Genomic DNA, 18,647 nt, shown 5'->3' on the forward strand with positions numbered 1-18,647 from the left:
GCTTCTCCCGACGCCAGGGAGAAGCTTCGGAATGAAAAGCGGGCCGGAAAAATCCGGCCCGCTTGGCTTTTGTCAGGCGCCAGTCATGTAGGGCATGATCTCGAGTGTGCCGCGATAGATCATCTCGCCGGCCACGTAGAGGATGATCAGAAGGCCGACATAGGCGATCCAGCGGTACTTCTGCAGAAGATTGGCAATGAAGCTCGCGGCGATGCCCATCAGCGCGATCGAGAGCACCAGGCCGAAGACCAGCACGTTGGGGTGATCGCGCGCGGCACCGGCAACCGCAAGCACATTGTCGAGCGACATGGAGACGTCGGCGATGACGATCTGCCAGGCCGCCTGGGCAAAGGTCTTGCGCGGGGCAGTGCCCGCGACCTTGCCGTCACGATCGAGGTCCTCTTCATTGAGCGCCTCGACCGCCTGGGTCTCCGCGGCGTGATTGTGCTGGAGTTCGCGCCACATCTTCCAGCATACCCAGAGCAGCAGCACGCCGCCGGCAAGCAGCAGTCCGACGATCTGGAGGAGCTGGGTGGTCGCGGCGGCGAAGCCGATGCGCAGCACGGTGGCGGCGATGATCCCGATGAGGATCGCCTTTGCGCGTTGATCCTTGGGAAGCCCCGCGGCGGCGAGACCGATAACGATGGCATTGTCGCCCGCCAGCACCAGGTCGATCATGATGACCTGGAAGAGAGCGGTTAGAGCTTCAGGAGTGAAGAATTCTGTCATACGGCACCCTTTGCGTCAGCTGGGGCGGCGTGGCTCGCAGACCTGTTCAAGCGCGCCGGAAAGCGCGCATGCCAGGGTGCTGAAGATCGAGAGACGTCAAAGCCAGGCCACCGGATTGCAATTCCAGTCCGACATCGCAGCCGTGATCGACTGCCAGAGGGGCCCGGCCTGGTGGCTGCTACCTAGTGGACGTACACGAGAAACTCAAGCCGAAATTGCGATCCATCCAAGGTCAGGTTGCCGATCGAAGCTGGATTTCCGGCATTCGCTATTGCAAGAGTCCAAAGCGGCACTCGGCCGGCTGCGCCTACAGGCACGCTCGCAATTACGGAAAGCGGTAGATCAGGTCATGGATACGGCAACGCTGCTGATTGCCCACAAGGTGATGAGCGAACGCAGCATTCGCGGCACCGCCCGGGTCATGGGCAAGCCGGTTTCGAGCATTGCAGCGGCGATCGACCGACTGGAAAACCAGATCTCCGTGCCGCTGGTGCAAAAAGCGGGCACGAGCGTCGTGCTCACCCTCGAGGCGGAAAGGCTGTCGCCTTCAATCAAGCTGCTCGCCGACCACGTCGAGGAGATCATGGCCATCGGCAGCCGCAGCCGGCCCGACGTGTCGCTGAGCCTCGCCGCGCTGGCCCGCTTCGCCCATGTGGCGGAGACCGGCAGCATTCGCCGGGCGGCCAAGTCGCTTGGACTGGGGCAGCCTCAGCTCGCCCGCCAGATCGCGCATGTGGAGTCCACGCTCGGCTGCCGCCTGCTCAATCGCCACGTCGGCGGCTCGACGATGACGGAGGCGGGAAAGCGGCTGGCCAGGTCGGCCCGCGCCATCGAAGCGGTATGGAACGAACTCGCGCATGCCGCGGCCGGACGCTCGCGCCGCAGTGCCGCGACCATCAGGCTCGGCTCGATCATTCCGATGGGCCATGACAGCTTTGTCGCCACTCTGCTTGCCTCTCTGGTCTCCGCATGGATGAACGACAAGCCCCGTCAGCCCCTTCTGGTCGCCAGCACGACGACCGAAGGGCTCATTGCCGGGCTGAAGAGCGGCACCTACGATGCGGTGTTCCTGAACAGCGTCACCGTGCCCACGGACTTCGACGGCTACCTGATCGCCAGGTCGCCGCTGTCGCTCGTCGGTCAATCGAATGTCATCGGAGCGGCCGAGGGCAGGGACGACCTGGCCGGGATCGTCCTGGGCTCGCCCATCGCCGTTCCCAGCCCGAGGAGCGGGCTGCGCCAGATCATCAATCGCCTGCTGGCCGAAATCCTCACCGAGGCCGAGCTGGACCGGTTGAGGGTGATCGAGGTCGATTCGATGCCCGTCATCCTCAATCTCGTCCTCCGCCACGGGGCCGTTTCGGTGCTGCCGTCGGAATCGGTCGACAGGATCCGCGGCGACCTGCGCCAGATCCCGCTGCCGTCCGAGCTTGCCCTGCCGTACTGGCTGGTCTGCGGCAAGAGCGAAAGCAGCCGCCAGACCGCCCGGGCGGTTCTGAAGGTGCTCGTGGGGCTGGGCTACGGCGAAGAGGCGAAACAGCACCGGCCGGTCGGCCCTGGCCAGTAGCTCCCTTGCCGCAACGGTTCCGTCGGCTGGACCATTCGGAAATGACGATTAGAACGATCTTCCAATCCAATTGGAAGTTTGCGAATATTTTTCCTAATGCTGCGTCGAAATGAAATCACATCCGGATGCAGCGAAAATGAGCCATTCCTCCGTCGTCATTGCCCCGCCCAAGGCGAGCGCGATCGCGAGCCACGCTCCGGGTCTCGTGCTTGTCGCGGTCATCACGGCCTCCGCATATGGGCTCCGGCAACTGCCGTTCTTCTCGGCGCTGAGCCCGATGATCTCGGCCATCTTCGTGGGCATGCTGTTTGCCAACACGGTGGGTTTTTCGAGCGCCGCAAATGCCGGAATTGCGATTGCGGGCAAGCGCCTGCTGCGCCTGGCGGTCGCCCTGCTCGGCCTGCAACTGACATTCGGGCAACTGGCCGGGATCGGGATCCGGGGGCTGGCCTATGCTGCTACGGCCCTGCTCCTGACCTTCTTCTTCACCATCTGGGCAGGCCGGATGCTGGGCGTCGACCGCAGGCTCAGCCTGCTGCTCGCGGCCGGCACGTCCGTATGCGGCGCCTCCGCCATCGCAGGCGCCAACGCGGTCACCCGGGCCGACGACGCGGACGTGTCCTATGCGGTCGCCTGCATCACGCTGTTCGGCACCATGGCGATGTTCCTCTATCCCTTCATGCAGGCCATACTCGACCTCGGCCCGCAATCCTACGGCCTATGGATCGGCCTTTCGGTCCACGAGGTCGCGCAGGTGGTGGGGGCCGGGTTCCAGGGCGGCGAGGTGGCCGGCCAGACTGCCGTCGTGGCAAAGCTCGCACGGGTGATGATGCTGGCGCCGCTGGTCATCTGCCTCGCCGTCTTCGTGGCGCGGCCCGCAAGCGAACGCTCGAGCCGCCAGGCCGGAGTGCAGATGGTGCCGTTCTTCATCGTCGGCTTCCTGCTGCTTGCGATGCTCAACAGCTCCGGCCTCGTGCCCGACCAGGTCCGTGCGCCGATCGTGTCGGCAACGCCCGTGCTGCTGACGGCCGCCATGGGGGCGCTCGGGCTGGGCACGAATTTCACCAAGCTGAGACAACGCGGTTTCCGGCCCTTGCTTCTCTCGGCCATTGCCTCTTTGTTCATTGCCGTCGTAGGCCTGCTGCTCGTCAACATGGCGCCTTGATCGAGGCGGCTCGCCGAAGCCGGGCGGTGAGGCGGCAGGCGAATGGATAGGCAAAGAGGCGCGACGTGACGCTTGACCAGCTTCGGATATTCCTCGCGGTGGCGGAACGGGAACATGTGACGCGCGCGGCGGAAGCGCTGAACCTGACGCAGTCGACGGTGAGCGGGGCGATCAACGCGCTGGAGACCCGGCATGACGTCAAGCTCTTCCATCGGGTCGGCCGCCGGATCGAACTGACCGAGGCGGGCAAGGCGCTTGCCGAGGAAGCCAAGGCCATTCTCGCCCGGGTGCGGGCCGCCGAGACGGCGATGGCGGACCTCAGCGGCATCAGGCGCGGCACGCTCACCGTCTTTGCGAGCCAGACGATCGCCAGCTACTGGCTGCCCCGCCTGCTCGTCCGCTTCTACGACCGCTACCCGCAGATCGACCTGAGGCTGGAGGTCGGCAACACGGCGCAATGCACCAGGGCGGTGATGGCGGGCGCGGCCGATCTCGGCTTCATCGAAGGCACCATCGACGAGCCTTCGGTGTCGGTCGAACTGATCGCGACCGACCGCCTCGTCATCGTCGTCGGCCGCGAACATCCCTGGACGAAGCGACCGCCGGTCCTGCCCCAGGATCTGAGCCAGACCGAATGGGTCCTGCGCGAACCTGGGTCCGGCACGCGGTCCAGCTTCGAGGGGGCATTGCGCGGCTGCGGGCTTAGACCCGACGACCTGCGCATCGCCATCGAGCTGCCGTCCAACGAAGCGATCTGCGCGGCGGTCGAGGCCGGCCAGTTCGCCACGGCGGTGTCCGAGACCGTGGCGCAGGCGGGCGTGAGCGCCGGGCGGCTGGTCATCATGCCGCTCGAGCTGCCGTCGCGCGCCTTCAGCCTCATCCGCCACCGCGAAAGACACCGCACCCGGGCGAGCGAGGCATTCCGCGAATTGATTGTCGCCGACAGGGCGACGAAGCCTGCCGCCGGCGCCGAAGCGACGCCCTGGCGCTGACAGACTTGCATTGCGCCGTGGGGCGCGAGAGGCCTGCCGATGTCGGAAGACGAAGGCGTCCGTGACCTCGGATACATCCAGGTCTCATGGCGACCGTCGGTGGCTTCCCGGCCGTACTGAAAAGCGGTGGCGCGAGCCTTGCAAGGCGTTCGAAACGGGACATATGGATAGCGACGCCGGCCGAGGTGCGTTGCCTCGCAAGCGTCATAAGTAGCTGATTTTGCAGCTCTATCATTCAGGACGCAGATCGGGAGAATAGGTATTCTACGCCGAATATCGGATTTTGGGATATCCCAAAACATATACACCTTGACCTTAGGTCATAGGGCCTTCTCAAGGGCCGGAACCTGTGCTTGTCTATACATATTAGAAGAATTCCAGGGGAACAGATGCGTATCATTACTGCCCGTGAGGCAGCCGATCGGCTGCGCGACGGGATGACCGTTGCTGTCTCCGGTTTCGGAGGATGCTGCCATCCCGAAGCGATAACCGCCGCGGTCGAGGACAGGTTCCTCGCCGAAGCCGGACCTCGCGACCTGACCCTGCTCTTTGCCGCCAGCACCGGCGACCGCAAGACCCGCGGCATGGGCCATTTCGGCTATGACGGGCTGGTGAAGCGCGTCATTGCCGGCGGCTGGCGCGGCACCCCGCGCCTCGGCAACCTCGCTCTCGAAGAGAAGATCGAAGCCTATTGCTGGCCCCAGGGGGTCATCGCCCAGCTGTATAGGGCGATTGCCGCCGGGCAGCCCGGCGTCGTCACCCATATCGGCCTCGGCTCGTTTATGGACCCGGTCAACGGCGGCGGGCGGATGAACGCCTCGACGCGCGAGGCGATGGTCGAGCGGGTCTCGCTGCGCGGCCGCGACTGGCTGCTCTATCCGTCCATGCCGCTCGACTGCGTGCTGCTGCGCGGCACGACCGCCGACGAGGACGGCAACATAACGCTCGAGGACGAAGCCTTCCCGCTCGACGTGCTGGCAATGGCGCAGGCGGGACGCAACTCCGGCGGCATCGTCATGGTGCAGGTCAAGCACGTCGCCCGGCGCGGGTCGCTGGCGCCCGGCGACGTGCGCATTCCCGGCGCCCTGGTCGACTACGTCGTCGTCTGCCAGGACCCCGCCCAGCACGGGATCAGCTTCGGCGAGACCGACAATGCGTCCTATACCGGCCGGCTGCAAGCGGCAGCCGGCAGCCTCGAACCGCTGCCGCTGGCGGTCGACAAGGTCATCCAGCGCCGCGCCTTCCAGGAACTCCTCAGGCTCGACCGCCCGGTCATCAACCTCGGCATCGGCATCCCGGCCGGCATCGGCCGCATCGCCAGCGAAGAGGGCCTCGACGGCTATACGGTGACGATCGAATCCGGCGTCATCGGCGGCGTTCCCGCCGAGGAACTGTCCTTCGGTGCGGCGATCAACCCTTCGTCGATCATCCCGCAGGCTTCCCAGTTCGATTTCTACGACGGCGGTGGCCTCGACATCGCCTTTCTCGGCATGGCCGAGGTGGACGTGCGAGGCGCGGTCAATGTCAGCCGCTTCGGCAAGTCGATCGTCGGCGTCGGCGGCTTCACCAACATCTCCCAGACCGCGCGCCGGATCGTCTATGTCGGGGCCTTCTCGACCGGCGGCGCGGAGATCGACATACGCGACGGCAGGCTCGACATCGCCAGCGACGGGCGGCTGTGCAAGATCGTCGGCCGGGTGGCGCAGGTCAGTTCCGATCCGGCCTTCGCGCCCGCCGGCCAGGAGCAGATCGTGGTGACGGAACGGGCGGTGTTCAGGGTGCTGGACGGCCGGCTCACCCTCACCGAAGTCGCTCCCGGCATCGACGTCCGCAAGCACGTCATCGAACGGCTGCCGGAAGGCGTCGCGATCGCCGACCACCTCGTCACCATGGATGCCCGCCTCTATGCGCCGGGTGCAATGAAGGATTTCGCCGCATGAACATTCGCGAGGCCGCGGTCATCGTCACGGGTTCGGCCACCGGCGTCGGCGCGGCCTGCGTCCGGCAATTCGCCGAACGGGGCGCGCGCGTCGCGGTCAACTACAATCGCAGCAGGGCGGAAGCCGACGAGACCGCCGATGCCTGCCGGGCGCTCGGCGCCGAGGTCATCGTGGTCCAGGGCGACGTCGCCGACGACGGCGCCTGCCGGGCAATGGTCGGCGCGGTCGTCGACCGCTGGGGCCGCCTCGACGCGCTGGTCAACAACGCCGCCATGACGGTGAAGTCGGATCCCTTCGATCTGGAGACCCTGTCGGCGCGCGATTTCCAGGATGTGTTCTCGGTCAACGTCATCGGCGCCTACCAGATGTGCAGGGCGGCGATCCCGGCGATGCGCGCCAACGGCGGCGGCGCCATCGTCAACGTCTCCTCCAACGTCGCCTTCACCGGCGGCGGCAGCTCTCTCGCCTATACCGCGTCGAAGGGAGCGCTCAATGCGCTGACCATGGCGCTGGCGCGCACCTGCGGGCCGGACATCCGGGTCAACGCGGTCTGCCCCGGCGTGATCGACACGCGCTGGATGCGCCAGACGCTCGGTACGGATGCCTATGCGGCGCTCGCGCAGCGGTTTTCCGACCAGGCGCCGCTGGGCCGCGTCGCCACTCCGGAAGATGTCGCCGGCGCCGTGGTCTGGCTGGTCGAGGGCGCCGACTTCGTCACCGGCGAATTGCTTTCGGTCGATGGCGGGGTGCGGCTGGCAGGCGGCGTGCGCAAGAAGGCGGCGGGCTCGGGAGGCGGTTCGTGAGCCTTCCCGCCGCCTCGATCCTGGATTTCGCCATCCCCGAAACCCGCCAGACGGTGACGGCCAGGGATGCGATCCTCTATGCCCTGTCGGTGGGATACGGCGCGGAGCCGCTGGATCCGTCGCACCTGAGGTATCTCTACGAGGCGGACCTGGCGCCGGCGCCGACGCTCGCCAATGTCGTGGCGCATTCGGGCCCGTGGATGAAGCAGGTGGGAGTCGACTGGAGCCAGGTGGTGCATGCGGAGCATCGCCTGACTGTGCATCGCCCGATGCCGCTCGATTTGCCGCTGGTGTCGCGTTCGCGCAGCCTGTCGATCGTCGATCGCGGTGCCGGCAAGGGCATGTTCGCCGCGTTCGAGCGCGTCGTGTCCGTCGAGGCGACCGGCGAGCCGGTGGCATCGATCGTGCAGACCAACGCCTGCCGGGGCGATGGCGGCTGCGGCTCCGCGGGCAGGCCGCCCGAGCCGCTTCCGCCGGTCCCCAACGGGCAGCCCGATGCTTCGCTGCAATTGGTCATCGCCGAGGACGCGGCACTGCTCTACCGGCTGAACGGGGATCTCAACCCCCTGCATGTCGATCCGGCGGCGGCCGAGAGGGGCGGTTTCCGCCGACCTATCCTGCACGGGCTGTGCACCTTCGGACATGCCGGCTACGCGATCTCGCGGATGGCGGCAGCGTCCGGCTTTGCCGGGCTCGGCGCGCTTGCCGCCCGCTTCAGCGCAGCGGCGTTTCCAGGGGACACTTTGGAATTCCAGATGTGGCGCACTGGCCAGGACATCCGCTTCCGGTGCATCGCCCCGGCGCGGGGCGTCACGGTTCTCGACAACGGCGTGGCGAGGCTCGCATGACCAGGCAATTTCCCTATCCGGCCGAGAAGCAATGCCTCGAAGCCCAGTTCAACGAAGACGGACGGCACCGGCGTCCGGCGGAAAGCAACGACAGCATGACCAACGCGCCCGCAACCGTGGTGTTGAAGACCCCTCCCGCGACGATCGAGGACATCGTCGCCATAGCGCGCACTGATGCACGCATCGAAATCTCGCCCGAGGTCGAGCAGCGCATCGTCGCGGCCCGCGCCGTGGTCGACCGCTATGCGGAGCTCAACCTGCCTGCCTATGGCCTGACGACCGGTCTCGGCGCCGGCGTCGACACGCGGCTCGCCGCCGACGACCTCGTCACCTTCCAGATCAGGGTGCCGCAGGCACGCGCCGTCGGCGTCGGAGAAGCGCTGCCGCGCGAAGCGGTCAGGGCGATGATGGCAGTCCGGGTCGCCGGCATGGCTGCGGGTGGCTCGGGCGTCTCGCCGCGCATCGTCAAGTCGATGGTCGCCGCGCTGAACGCAGGGTTCCATCCGGTGGTGCCGTCGCTCGGCTCGATCGGCGCCGCCGACCTCGCGCCGCTCGCGCATATGGGGCGCGCGCTTCTCGGCTACGGCGAGGCCGAGTTCGGCGGCGAGGTGATGCCGGCGCTGGAAGCGCTGAAGAGGGCCGGGCTGGAGCCGCTCGATCTCGGGCCCAAGGACGGCCATGCGCTCGTCGTCGCCAACAGCCTTTCGGTGTCCCAGGCCTGCCTGCTCGTCCACGACGTCGACCGCCTGTTCGACTGGTCGCTGCTTTCCGTCGCGCTGAATTTCGAAGCCTTCCGTGCCAACACGACCGCGTTCGACGACCGCGCGCTCGCGGCACGTCCCGCCTTCGGCCAGCGCGCCGTGGCGGCACGGCTGCGCGAGATCCTTGCGGGAAGTTCGCTGCTCGAGGAGGGCGCCGCGCGGCGCCTGCAGGATCCGCTGAGCTATCGCTGCGCGCCGCAGGTGTGGGGAGCGTTGTCGCATGCCATCGCCGAGGCTAGGGAAGCAACGCTGATCGAGCTGTCCAGCTCGGGCGACAATCCCGTGGTGCTGGCCTCGGAGGGGCTCATCCTGTCGCATGCCAATTTCGACCTGACGGCCTTCGTGCTCGCCTGGGAGCGGCTGGGGCAGGCGCTGGCGCATTGCGCCGCCGCGACGGCCTACCGGACGATGAAGATCATGTCGCCGGGCATGTCGGACCTCCCCCGCTTCCTCACCACGATGGGCCAGAACCGCGCCGGCTTCGCCACTGTCCAGAAGACGGTTTCGGCCCTGGAGGCGGAAATCCGCCACCTCGCCGCGCCGGTCTCCCTCACCCCCATACCCGTCGCCGACGGGGTCGAGGACCAGGCTTCGATGGCGCCGCGGGTGCTCGCCAAGACCGCGGCGATCGTCGAGCGGCTGCGCTACCTGGTGGCGATCGAACTCGTCGCCTCCGCCCAGGCGACGGATCTCAGGGGCCTGCCGGACCAGCTGGGGTCCGGGTCGGGCGCCGCCTACCGTTTCGTGCGCAACCTTGTCGAGCCGCTCGGAGAGGACCGGGCGCAAGGGCCGGACTTCATGCGCCTTGCCGACGCGATCGCGCATTCCGCCCCGGCGACGAGGAGCTGATCCCGCACTTCCAACCCGTGCCGAACGACGAAGGACCGAACCCAACCAAGCCACCGAACCGATCCGACAGCCATTCAACCCGACAATCACTATCAATGGAGGAAATGATAATGAAAAACTGGACCACGAAAGCCATTGCCGCAACCATCGCCATTGCCGCCGCGACGCTTCAGCCGGCCGCGGCGGAGCCGATCAAGGTCGGCAGCAAGAACTTCACCGAGCAGTTCATCCTGGCCGAGATGTACGCGGCCGTGCTGGAGAACGCCGGCTTCGAGGTGGAGCGCAAGATCAACCTAGGCGGAACCCTGATCGCCCACCAGGCGCTGACGACCGGCCAGATCGACCTCTACCCGGAATACACCGGCACGGCGCTGTCGGCCGTGGTCAAGGGCGAGGCGTCGACCGATGCGCAGAAGGTCTATGACCAGGTCAAGGATTTCTATGCCAAGGAGTTCAAGCTCAACTGGCTGAAGCCCACCGGCATCAACAACGGCTATGTCATCGTGGTGCGGGGCGAAACGGCGCAGGAGAACAACCTCAAGAGCCTTTCCGATCTCGCCAAGGTCTCCGGCTCGATGGTCTTCGGCGGCGGGCCGGAATTCCCCGACCGCAAGGACGGCCTGCCCGGCCTGAAGCGGGTCTATGGCGCGGAATTCAAGGAATTCAAGCAGTTCGCCAAGCTCGGCCTGCGCTACGATGCGCTTCAGCAGAAGGACATCGATGCGTCGAACGGCTCGGCGACAGACTGGCAGATCGAGCAGCAGAACCTGGTTGCGCTGGAAGACGACAAGGGGCTTTTCCCGCCCTACTACGTCGCGCCGGTCGTGCGCCAGCAGACGCTCGACGCCAATCCGAAGATCGCAGAACTGCTCGAAGCCATCGGCCCGAAACTCGACAACGCCACCATGCGCGCCCTCAACGCCCGCGTCGAGAACGACCGCGAGGAGCCTCGCGACGTCGCCGTGTCCTTCCTGAAGGACAAGGGCCTGCTCGACTAGGCCATGGCCCTTCTTCCGGCCGGGACACGTGCCCGGCCGGAGATGGCGCGCCGCACCGACAACCGAAAGCCGGGCAATATCCGGGCCGGGTCGTCCCCGGCCAGGCCACGGCCCTCCCTTGGGCTGCGCCCGGCCATTCCGATCCGCCTTCCCGGCGTGCCTGGGACGGCATGGAGCCCCAAGTTCCATTCGAACCGAAACGAAGAGACAGGACATGCAGGAAATCTGGATCGATTACATCAACGCCCTGGACACCAAGGCGCTGCAACTGACCAACGACGAAATCCTCGAAGCGGTGTCGGAAGCGCTGGCCGCCCAGGGGCGCGGCGAGACGGTGATCGAGCCTAGGGTTCATCTCGTTCCGGAAAGCTCCGACAAGGGCCATTTCAACGTGCTCAGGGGCTACGTGAAGCCGCTCGACTTCGCCGGCGTGAAGGTGGTGGGCGATTTCGTCGACAACTACAAGGTCGGCCTGCCCTCGGAACTCGCGGTCCTGAACCTGTTCGATCCGCGCACCGGCATGCCCAAGGCCATCATCGACGCCACGGCCATCACCGACATGCGCACCGGCGCGATCACCGCCCTCGGCGCCAAGCACCTGGCGCGCAAGGACAGCAAGATCCTGGGTCATGTCGGCGCGCGGGGCACTTCGTACTGGAACATCCGCCTGCTCGACCATCTGTTCGACTTCGACGAGATCCGGGTGCATTCGCGCCGCCCCGAGAGCCGCGAGAGCTTCGCCGCCCGCCTGTCGAAGGACCTCGGCAAGAAGATCATCGTGACCGACAACTGGGAAGACTGCCTGAAGGGCGCCGATATCATGGTCGAGGCCAGCCGCCTGCCCGAGCCCGCGCCGCTGTTCAAGACCAGCTGGGTGAAGAAGGGCGCCTTCGTGGTTCCCTACGGGACGATGAGCGCGCTGGAGTTCGATCTCACCGACATCATGGACAAGGTCGTCGTCGACGACTGGGGCCAGTGCCAGCCCGGACGCCCTTTCGGCGCGCTGCGCCGCCATGTCGACGAGGGCAAGGTGACGCTGGAGACGCTGCACGCCGAGATGGGCGAGATCGTCTGCGGCGCCAAGCCGGGCCGCGAGAGCGACGACGAGACGATCCTGTTCTGGCATCGCGGGTTGAGCAGCACGGACGTGGCCCTGGGCGCTGCGATCGTTGCCAAGGCGCAGCGCATGAATGTCGGCCAGAAACTCCGTTTTGCCTAACCCGATCATGAACGACGCCAAACTCATCGCCTGTTCGCGAATGTACAATGTCTCGGCAGGCGTCCGCGCCCGCTGGGACGATCTCTTCGCATGGCTGAGCGCTCAGGCTGGGGTGGCACTCGACATCGTCGCCCACGCCTCGCCCGCACCGCTGTCCGAACTCTGGGAACGGCCCGACATGGGGGCCGTGTTCATGTGCGGCTATCCGCTGTCGCGCTGGTGGGACGCGGAGCGTCCCACCATCCTGGCAGCACCCGTGGCGCAGGCGTCCTGGGCCGGCGGGCGTCCCTACTATGCCAGTCACATCGTGGTGGCCGCCGACGGTCCGATAAGGTCGGCCTCGGGGCTGGCGGCTGCGACCTGGGGCTGGACGGTGCGGGATTCCCAATCCGGCTACAACGCGCCGCGCGGCTTCCTCGCAGGTCTCCTGTCCGGAAAGACGCCCGAGCGGCGCACGGTCGGACCGCTGCTCAACCCCACCGGCGTAGTTGAGGCCCTGCGCAGCGGGCGCATCGAGGTCGGCGCCATCGACGCCTACGCCTACGAGCTCATGGCCATGCACGAGCCGGATACCTTGGCGGGACTGCGGATCATGGCCACGACGGAGCCGACGCCCTGTCCGCCGCTGGTCTCGTCGCCCGGGGCGCCGGCCGAAATGGTGTCCGCCCTGCGGCAGGCGCTGCTGCGGGCCCACGACCGCGAGGACGGACGCGCATTGCTGCACCAGCTCGGCCTGGCACGGTTCGAGCTTCCCGACGTGGCCGCCTACGGGATCCTTGCCGAGCGGGCGGAAGCGGTCGACCGGAGGCTTGCGGCATGGTGACGCCAGGAGCTCGCGGCAAGTGCCGCGTTAGTGAATCGGAAGAGGTAGCGAGCGGGTCCACCCAGACGCCCGACAGGTAGGAGCAACGTTTTGACTTGGGTTCCAAAGAACATCCCCCGGCTCTTCGAAGCATTGATGGAGCATTTGTATCTGGTCTTCTCCTCGGTGGGGATCGCTTTGGTGATTTCGCTTGCCGTCGGCATCTGGGCATCGAGGCGCCCGAAGACCTTCACCACCATCATTCTCGTGACGAGCATCCTTTTCGCCATCCCCAGCCTCGCCCTGTTCGCCCTGCTCATCCCCGTGATGGGCATCGGGGCGGCACCGGCGATCCTGGGTCTCGCCGCCTATTCGCTAATGATCCTGGTCCGCAATATCGGCACGGGGTTCCAGTCGATCCCGCATGAAATCCTCGAGGCGGCGCACGGCATGGGCTACGGGACCGCGCGCCGGATCTGGGAGGTCGAGTTGCCGCTTGCGATGCCCTACATCGTCGGTGGAATCCGTATCGCCGTGGTGACGGTCATCGGGATTGCGACGGTCGCCGCCTACATCAATGCCGGCGGCCTCGGCGTCATCATCTTCCAGGGTATCGACCAGCGCTTCCCCGAGAAGATCATCGCCGGCGGGCTCATGACCTCGGTCTTGGCGCTGTCCGCGGATTTTCTCCTGACTTCGCTGGAAAAGGCGCTTCGCCGCCGCAACGGGAGGCAAGCCTGATGATCGTCGTCGAAGCCTTTCAGTGGATCGCCGCAAATCTCGGGACGTTCACCAGCGCCTTCAACCGGCACATGGTGATGAGCCTGATTTCGCTTGGCATCGCGCTGGCCATCGCCCTTCCCGTGGGGATTGCCGTGGCGCGGTCGCCCCGGTCGGCCTTCGTGACGATCAACGTCGCCGGCGCCGCGCGCTCGATCCCGAGCCTCGCCATCCTGGCGGCGGCCATGCCGATCATGGGCATCGGGCTCTGGCCATCGGTGATCGCGCTCGTCGTGCTGGCCGTCCCGCCTTTGCTGCTCAACACCATCATCGGCATTCGCGAGGTCGATCCGGCCATTCTCGACGCCGCCAACGGCATGGGCATGGGGCGGGCGGAAATCCTCTGGCAGATCGAGTTGCCGCTTGCCGTCCCCTCGATCCTCTCCGGCGTCCGCACGGCGGCCATCCAGGTCATCGGCGGAGCCGCCCTTGCATCTTTCATCGGCGGAGGCGGCCTGGGCGACTTCATCAACGCCGGCATTGCCATCATGGACATGCCGCGTCTCCTCGTGGGGGCCATTCCGATCGCGTTTCTCGCGATCTTTGCGGAGCTGGCCTTCGGCTGGCTCGAACGCAGCGTTTCCTACCGGCGCTGACAGCGGAATACGGATATTGAGATGATACGAATTGAACATGTGACCAAGAACTTTGCCGGCAGCAATCGCCCGGCGGTGGACAATCTCGACCTTCACATCGAAGAGGGCACGACCGTCGCCATGATCGGCCCGTCGGGCTGCGGCAAGACGACCACCATGCGGATGATCAACTGCCTGGAAACCCCGACCCGCGGGCGGGTTCTGGTGAACGGCAACGACGTTGCCAATGCCGACCCCAAGCAGCTGCGCCGGACCATCGGCTACGTCATCCAGCAGGTCGGCCTGTTCCCGCATATGACGATCGCCCGCAACATCGCCACGGTGCCGCGCCTGCTGGGCTGGGACAAGGCGAAGACCGATCGCCGCATCGACGAGTTGCTCGAACTCGTCAGCCTCGATCCGGCCGTGATGCGCAACCGCCTGCCGCACGAGCTGTCGGGCGGCCAGCGGCAGCGCGTCGGCTTCGCCCGGGCCCTGGCGGCCGATCCGGCGATCATGCTGATGGACGAGCCCTTCGGCGCCATCGACCCGATCACCCGTGTCCGCCTGCAGGACGAGTTCCGGCAGATCCTGAAGAAGGTCAGCAAGACGGTCGTCATCGTCACGCACGACATCGACGAGGCGATCAAGATGGGCGATCGGGTCGCGATCATGCGCGACGGCCAGTTGCTGCAATACGATAGCCCCGAGGCGATCCTCGCCAATCCGGCCAGCGAGTTCGTCAAGAACTTCCTCGGGCCGGACAGGACGATCAAGCGGCTCAGCCTGATCAATGTCGCCAGCGTGATGACGGCGCCACGGGCCAACGCCGAGGGGACCCCGATCGCGCCGGAGGCCAACCTGCATGTCGCGCTGGCATCGATCCTGGACAATAACCTCCAGGGCCTGGACGTCAGGGCGCCGGACGGCACCGTCATCGGCTATCTCGACCGCGATGCCATCCTGGCCTGCCACACGCGCTGACCGGTAGCCCCGAGGGCTCCGCCATAAACGAGAACGGCCGGGCATTGCCCGGCCGTTCTCGTTGCTTGCCGGCTCTCCGGCCTCACGTTGCCGGGCGGAACGGCTTGGCCAGCGATGCCGGGAAGTGCAGCGCCAGCATCTGGCGGTTCTGCGAGATGATGACCAGCACGACGATGGTTGCGAGGTAGGGCAGGGCGGAGAGCAGTTCGGAAGGCACCGCCAGCCCCAGCGCCTGGCCCTGCAGCTGCAGGATGGTCATGCCGCCGAACAGCCAGGCACCGAGCAGCACGCGCATCGGCCGCCAGGTGGCGAAGACCACCAGCGCCAGCGAGATCCAGCCCTTGCCGGCGGTCATGTTCTCGACCCACAGCGGCGTGTAGGCAACCGACAGATAGGCGCCGGCAAGACCGGCCATCAGCCCGCCGAACATCACCGCGAGGTAGCGGATGCGGATCACCGGATAGCCGATGGCGTGCGAGGTCTCGGGCGATTCGCCGATGGTGCGCAGGATCAGCCCACCCTTGGTCCGGTACAGGAACCAGCTGATGACGAAGAACATCAGGATGGCGAAGTAGACCATCGGGTCGAAGCGGAAGAACATCGGTCCGATGACCGGGATGTCCGACAGGATCGGGATGCTGACCCGGTCCAGCGCGTCGATCGGGGCCGAGCCGAAGCCACGGCCGAGAAAGGCCGACACGCCCGAGCCGAAGATGGCGAGCGCCAGGCCGGCCGCGTACTGGTTGGTGAGGAAGGTCAGCGCCAGCACGCCGAACAGCAGCGAGGCGGCAGCCCCGCCGAGCGCCCCGGCGAGGATGGCGACCGGCATCGGCAATCCTACGATGACGGCCCAGAAGGCGAAGGCCGCCCCCATCAGCATCATGCCCTCGATGCCGAGGTTGAGGACGCCGGATTTTTCGACGACGAGCTCGCCGAGGGCGGCGAAGATCAGTGGCGTGGCGGCGATGATCGTGCCGGTGAAGATGGCGATGAAGAGGTCCATCAGGCGTGCTCCGGAATGCGGCGAAGCCGGTAGAAGATGAAGAAGTCGGCGGCGAGCAGGAAGAACAAAAGGATGCCCTGGAAGATGCGGGTCAGCGACGAGGACAGACCGAGGTTCATCTGAACCGCCTCGCCGCCGAGGAACAGCAGCGACATCAAGAGCCCGCCGAGCACGATACCGAAGGCATTGAGCCGGCCGATGAAGGCGACGATGATCGCGGCAAAGCCGTAGCCGGGCGAGATCTGCGGCGACAGCTGCCCGAGCGGGCCGGCGACCTCGGCCATGCCGGCGATGCCGGCTGCGGCCCCACCTGCAAGCAGGCCGGTCCAGACCGCCGAGCTCTCGCGGAAGCCGGCGTAGCGGGCGGCGAGCGGGGCGGCACCCGAGACCTTCATCTTGTAGCCGAGGAAGCTGCGGTCGGTGAACAGCCACATCAGCACCACCGCCACCACGGTGATGAACACCGAGGGGTTGATACGGTAGGCATAGTCGAAGGGCTCGAACATGGCGGCTGCCGGCAAAAGGGCCGTCTGCGGATAGTTGAAGCCCGCGGGGTCGCGCCACGGCCCGTGCACCAGCCACGACAGGAAGAGTGTTGCGATATAGGTCAGCATCAGCGTGACCAGGATCTCGTTGGTGTTCATCCGCGCCCTGAGGAAGGCTGGGATGGCGGCCCAGGCCATGCCGGCGGCGGCACCCGCCAGGAACATCAGCGGCAGAAGGATCGGGCTTTCCGGATTGGGATAGAACAGGCCGACCCCGCAGGCGGCGATGGCGCCGATGATGAGCTGGCCCTCGGCGCCGATGTTCCAGACATTGGCGCGGAAGCCGACGGCAAGGCCGCACGCGATCAGGATCAGCGGCGAGGCCTTGAGCAGAAGCTCCGACAGGCCGTTGATCGAGTTGACCGGGGTGATGAAGAACGCCTGCAGCGTCGTCGCCGGGTCATAACCGAGGCCCGCGAACATCAGCGAGCCGACGAACAGCGTGAGCACCGTGGCGATCACCGGGGCGGCGATGCGCATCGAGGCGGACGGTTCCGGCCTCTGTTCAATCCTGTACCGCAACTTCGCCTCTCCCGTTCGTTCCGTTGCCGCGGTCGACCCTGGTCATCAGCAGGCCGATTTCCTCGCGGTTGGTTTTTGTCCTGATCAAGGGTGGCGACACCTGGCCCTGGCAGATGACGAGCAGCCGGTCGCAGATCTCGAACAGCTCGTCGAGTTCCTCCGAAACCACCAGCACGGCAGCACCGGCGCGGCTGAGGTCGACGATGGTCTGGCGGATGAAGGCGGCCGCACCCACGTCGACGCCCCAGGTCGGCTGCGCGACGAGGAACAGCTTGGGCTGCAGGGCGATCTCGCGACCGACGATGAATTTCTGCAGATTGCCGCCCGACAGGCTCTGCGCGCTCGACTGGGGACCGCTGGCCTTGACCTTGAAGCGTTCGATGACGGCGCGGGCGAAGCCGGTCGCCTTGCCGCGATCGACCATGCCGTGGCGCACCAGCCCGCCGTGGCGGTTGGCGGTGAGCACCGCGTTCTCCCAAAGCGCATGCGGCGGCACCGCGCCGCGGCCGAGCCGCTCCTCCGGCACGAAGGCCATGCCGAGCTTGCGCCGTTCGCTGGCGTTCAGATGCGCCGCCGCCTTGCCGCCGATCTGGACCGCAAGGGCATTGGGATGGGTGCGCTCGCCGCTGAGCAGCGCGATCAGCTCGGCCTGGCCGTTGCCGGAAACGCCGGCCAGGCCGACGATTTCGCCGCCGCGCACCTCGAACGACACGTTCTTGAGCTCGACGCCATACTTGTCGCGGGCAGGGGCCGAGAGGCCGCGCACCTCGAGAACAGACTTTTCGCTCGGTGCCGACGGGGTGACATGCATTTCGGGTAGCTTCGAGCCAACCATCATGCGGGCGAGTTCGAGCGAGGTGCTCTGCTTGGGCTTTGCCGTGCCGGTCACCTTGCCGTTGCGCAGCACGGTGGCCGAGTCGCAGATCTCCTGCACCTCGTCGAGTTTGTGGCTGATGTAGACGATCGAACAGCCTTCGGCGGCAAGCTGGCGCAGCGTCTCGAACAGCTTCACCACCGCCTGCGGCGTCAGCACCGACGTCGGTTCGTCGAGGATCAGGAGCTTCGGCGCCTGCAACAGGCAGCGCACGATCTCGACGCGCTGGCGTTCGCCGACCGACAGGTCGTGCACCCGGCGGTGCGGGTCGATGGGCATGCCGTAGCGGTTGGACAGCTCGGTGATCTGGCGGGCGAGGGCGTCGAGGTCGAAGGTGCTCGACACCGAGAGCGCGATGTTCTCGACCACGGTGACGGATTCGAACAGGGCAAAGTGCTGGTAGACCATCTCGATGCCGAGCGCCCGCGAACTTGCGGGGTTGTGGGCCTCGATCAGCTTGCCGTCGCACCAGATCTCGCCGGAATCGGCCTGGGCCGCGCCGTAGATGATCTTCATCAGCGTCGACTTGCCGGCGCCGTTCTCGCCGAGCACGGCGTGGATTTCCCCGGGCATGATCGACATGGAGATGTCGTCATTCGCAACGATGCCGGGATAGCTCTTGGTGATGTTGCGCAGTTCTAGGCGCGGGGTCATAGCCGGTCCTGCCGTTTGGGTTGGACGGAGCGCAGCC

The 18,647-nt window shown here is 66.5% G+C and carries 17 protein-coding genes; 13 read left to right on the forward strand and 4 right to left on the reverse strand.

Annotated features, from left to right (window positions below; genetic code table 11):
• Positions 1-72 precede the first annotated feature (72 nt).
• Positions 73-729 (reverse strand): TerC family protein, encoded by a 657-nt coding sequence (locus J2X50_RS08575; protein ID WP_429093937.1) that lies wholly within the window; start codon positions 727-729, stop codon positions 73-75.
• Positions 730-805: 76 nt separating this feature from the next.
• Here J2X50_RS08575 and J2X50_RS08580 point away from each other — a divergent pair, with 76 nt between their 5' ends.
• The 13 genes from J2X50_RS08580 to J2X50_RS08640 all read left to right on the forward strand — a co-directional run bounded on the left by J2X50_RS08580 (position 806) and on the right by J2X50_RS08640 (position 15,012).
• Entirely contained in the window at positions 806-2,296 is a 1,491-nt protein-coding gene (locus J2X50_RS08580) for a LysR family transcriptional regulator (RefSeq protein ID WP_429093939.1), read from the forward strand.
• A gap of 136 nt (positions 2,297-2,432) precedes the next feature.
• Entirely contained in the window at positions 2,433-3,461 is a 1,029-nt protein-coding gene (locus tag J2X50_RS08585) for a YeiH family protein (RefSeq protein WP_429093941.1), read from the forward strand.
• 65 nt (positions 3,462-3,526) lie between these two features.
• Positions 3,527-4,453: a LysR substrate-binding domain-containing protein gene (locus J2X50_RS08590; RefSeq protein ID WP_429093942.1), complete on the forward strand. Its 927-nt coding sequence runs from the start codon at positions 3,527-3,529 to the stop codon at positions 4,451-4,453.
• Between the two features lie 389 nt (positions 4,454-4,842).
• On the forward strand, positions 4,843-6,393 hold the full coding sequence (locus J2X50_RS08595) for an acyl CoA:acetate/3-ketoacid CoA transferase (protein ID WP_429093944.1): 1,551 nt from the start codon (positions 4,843-4,845) through the stop codon (positions 6,391-6,393).
• Positions 6,390-7,196 (forward strand): SDR family NAD(P)-dependent oxidoreductase, encoded by an 807-nt coding sequence (locus J2X50_RS08600; protein ID WP_429093946.1) that lies wholly within the window; start codon positions 6,390-6,392, stop codon positions 7,194-7,196. The genes J2X50_RS08595 and J2X50_RS08600 overlap by 4 nt, the downstream gene beginning before the upstream one ends.
• The gene (locus J2X50_RS08605) at positions 7,193-8,044 is read left to right on the forward strand and encodes a MaoC/PaaZ C-terminal domain-containing protein (protein WP_429093947.1); all 852 of its coding nucleotides are present in this window, start codon (positions 7,193-7,195) and stop codon (positions 8,042-8,044) included. The genes J2X50_RS08600 and J2X50_RS08605 overlap by 4 nt, the downstream gene beginning before the upstream one ends.
• A 95-nt stretch (positions 8,045-8,139) precedes the next feature.
• Entirely contained in the window at positions 8,140-9,654 is a 1,515-nt protein-coding gene (locus J2X50_RS08610; protein ID WP_429094268.1) for an HAL/PAL/TAL family ammonia-lyase, read from the forward strand.
• 110 nt (positions 9,655-9,764) lie between these two features.
• Positions 9,765-10,652: a glycine betaine ABC transporter substrate-binding protein gene (locus tag J2X50_RS08615; protein ID WP_429093948.1), complete on the forward strand. Its 888-nt coding sequence runs from the start codon at positions 9,765-9,767 to the stop codon at positions 10,650-10,652.
• 214 nt (positions 10,653-10,866) lie between these two features.
• A complete protein-coding gene (locus J2X50_RS08620) occupies positions 10,867-11,871 on the forward strand; it encodes an ornithine cyclodeaminase family protein (RefSeq protein ID WP_429093950.1) in 1,005 nt (334 codons plus the stop codon).
• A 7-nt stretch (positions 11,872-11,878) separates the two neighbouring features.
• On the forward strand, positions 11,879-12,694 hold the full coding sequence (locus tag J2X50_RS08625; RefSeq protein ID WP_429093952.1) for a phosphate/phosphite/phosphonate ABC transporter substrate-binding protein: 816 nt from the start codon (positions 11,879-11,881) through the stop codon (positions 12,692-12,694).
• Between the two features lie 90 nt (positions 12,695-12,784).
• Complete coding sequence (locus tag J2X50_RS08630; protein ID WP_429093954.1) at positions 12,785-13,414, forward strand: ABC transporter permease; 630 nt, start codon at positions 12,785-12,787, stop codon at positions 13,412-13,414.
• Positions 13,414-14,049: an ABC transporter permease gene (locus tag J2X50_RS08635; RefSeq protein ID WP_429093956.1), complete on the forward strand. Its 636-nt coding sequence runs from the start codon at positions 13,414-13,416 to the stop codon at positions 14,047-14,049. The genes J2X50_RS08630 and J2X50_RS08635 overlap by 1 nt, the downstream gene beginning before the upstream one ends.
• Positions 14,050-14,070: 21 nt before the next feature.
• Positions 14,071-15,012, forward strand: a complete 942-nt coding sequence (locus J2X50_RS08640) for an ABC transporter ATP-binding protein (protein ID WP_429093958.1) — start codon at positions 14,071-14,073, stop codon at positions 15,010-15,012.
• A gap of 82 nt (positions 15,013-15,094) precedes the next feature.
• Here the strand turns inward: J2X50_RS08640 and J2X50_RS08645 are convergent, their stop codons facing one another.
• The 3 genes from J2X50_RS08645 to J2X50_RS08655 are packed head-to-tail and all read right to left on the reverse strand — an operon-like array spanning position 15,095 to position 18,610.
• Positions 15,095-16,015, reverse strand: a complete 921-nt coding sequence (locus tag J2X50_RS08645; RefSeq protein WP_429093960.1) for an ABC transporter permease — start codon at positions 16,013-16,015, stop codon at positions 15,095-15,097.
• Positions 16,015-17,082 carry an ABC transporter permease gene (locus tag J2X50_RS08650; protein WP_429093962.1) on the reverse strand — a complete coding sequence of 356 codons (1,068 nt, stop codon included), beginning with the start codon at positions 17,080-17,082 and terminating at the stop codon, positions 16,015-16,017. The genes J2X50_RS08645 and J2X50_RS08650 overlap by 1 nt, the downstream gene beginning before the upstream one ends.
• Positions 17,066-18,610 (reverse strand): ABC transporter ATP-binding protein, encoded by a 1,545-nt coding sequence (locus J2X50_RS08655; RefSeq protein ID WP_429093964.1) that lies wholly within the window; start codon positions 18,608-18,610, stop codon positions 17,066-17,068. Before J2X50_RS08655 ends, J2X50_RS08650 begins: the two co-directional genes overlap by 17 nt.
• Positions 18,611-18,647 lie beyond the last annotated feature (37 nt).

The organism is Aminobacter sp. BE322, from assembly GCF_050433525.1.
Classification (GTDB): Bacteria; Pseudomonadota; Alphaproteobacteria; order Rhizobiales; family Rhizobiaceae; genus Aminobacter.

Coding starts and splice junctions, on each gene's coding strand:
- J2X50_RS08575 (WP_429093937.1), bottom strand. CDS start 729: ATGACAGAATTCTTCACTCCTGAAGCTCTAACCGCTCTCTTCCAGGTC.
- J2X50_RS08585 (WP_429093941.1), top strand. CDS start 2,433: ATGAGCCATTCCTCCGTCGTCATTGCCCCGCCCAAGGCGAGCGCGATC.
- J2X50_RS08595 (WP_429093944.1), top strand. CDS start 4,843: ATGCGTATCATTACTGCCCGTGAGGCAGCCGATCGGCTGCGCGACGGG.
- J2X50_RS08600 (WP_429093946.1), top strand. CDS start 6,390: ATGAACATTCGCGAGGCCGCGGTCATCGTCACGGGTTCGGCCACCGGC.
- J2X50_RS08610 (WP_429094268.1), top strand. CDS start 8,140: ATGACCAACGCGCCCGCAACCGTGGTGTTGAAGACCCCTCCCGCGACG.
- J2X50_RS08615 (WP_429093948.1), top strand. CDS start 9,765: ATGAAAAACTGGACCACGAAAGCCATTGCCGCAACCATCGCCATTGCC.
- J2X50_RS08620 (WP_429093950.1), top strand. CDS start 10,867: ATGCAGGAAATCTGGATCGATTACATCAACGCCCTGGACACCAAGGCG.
- J2X50_RS08625 (WP_429093952.1), top strand. CDS start 11,879: ATGAACGACGCCAAACTCATCGCCTGTTCGCGAATGTACAATGTCTCG.
- J2X50_RS08635 (WP_429093956.1), top strand. CDS start 13,414: ATGATCGTCGTCGAAGCCTTTCAGTGGATCGCCGCAAATCTCGGGACG.
- J2X50_RS08640 (WP_429093958.1), top strand. CDS start 14,071: ATGATACGAATTGAACATGTGACCAAGAACTTTGCCGGCAGCAATCGC.
- J2X50_RS08645 (WP_429093960.1), bottom strand. CDS start 16,015: ATGGACCTCTTCATCGCCATCTTCACCGGCACGATCATCGCCGCCACG.
- J2X50_RS08655 (WP_429093964.1), bottom strand. CDS start 18,610: ATGACCCCGCGCCTAGAACTGCGCAACATCACCAAGAGCTATCCCGGC.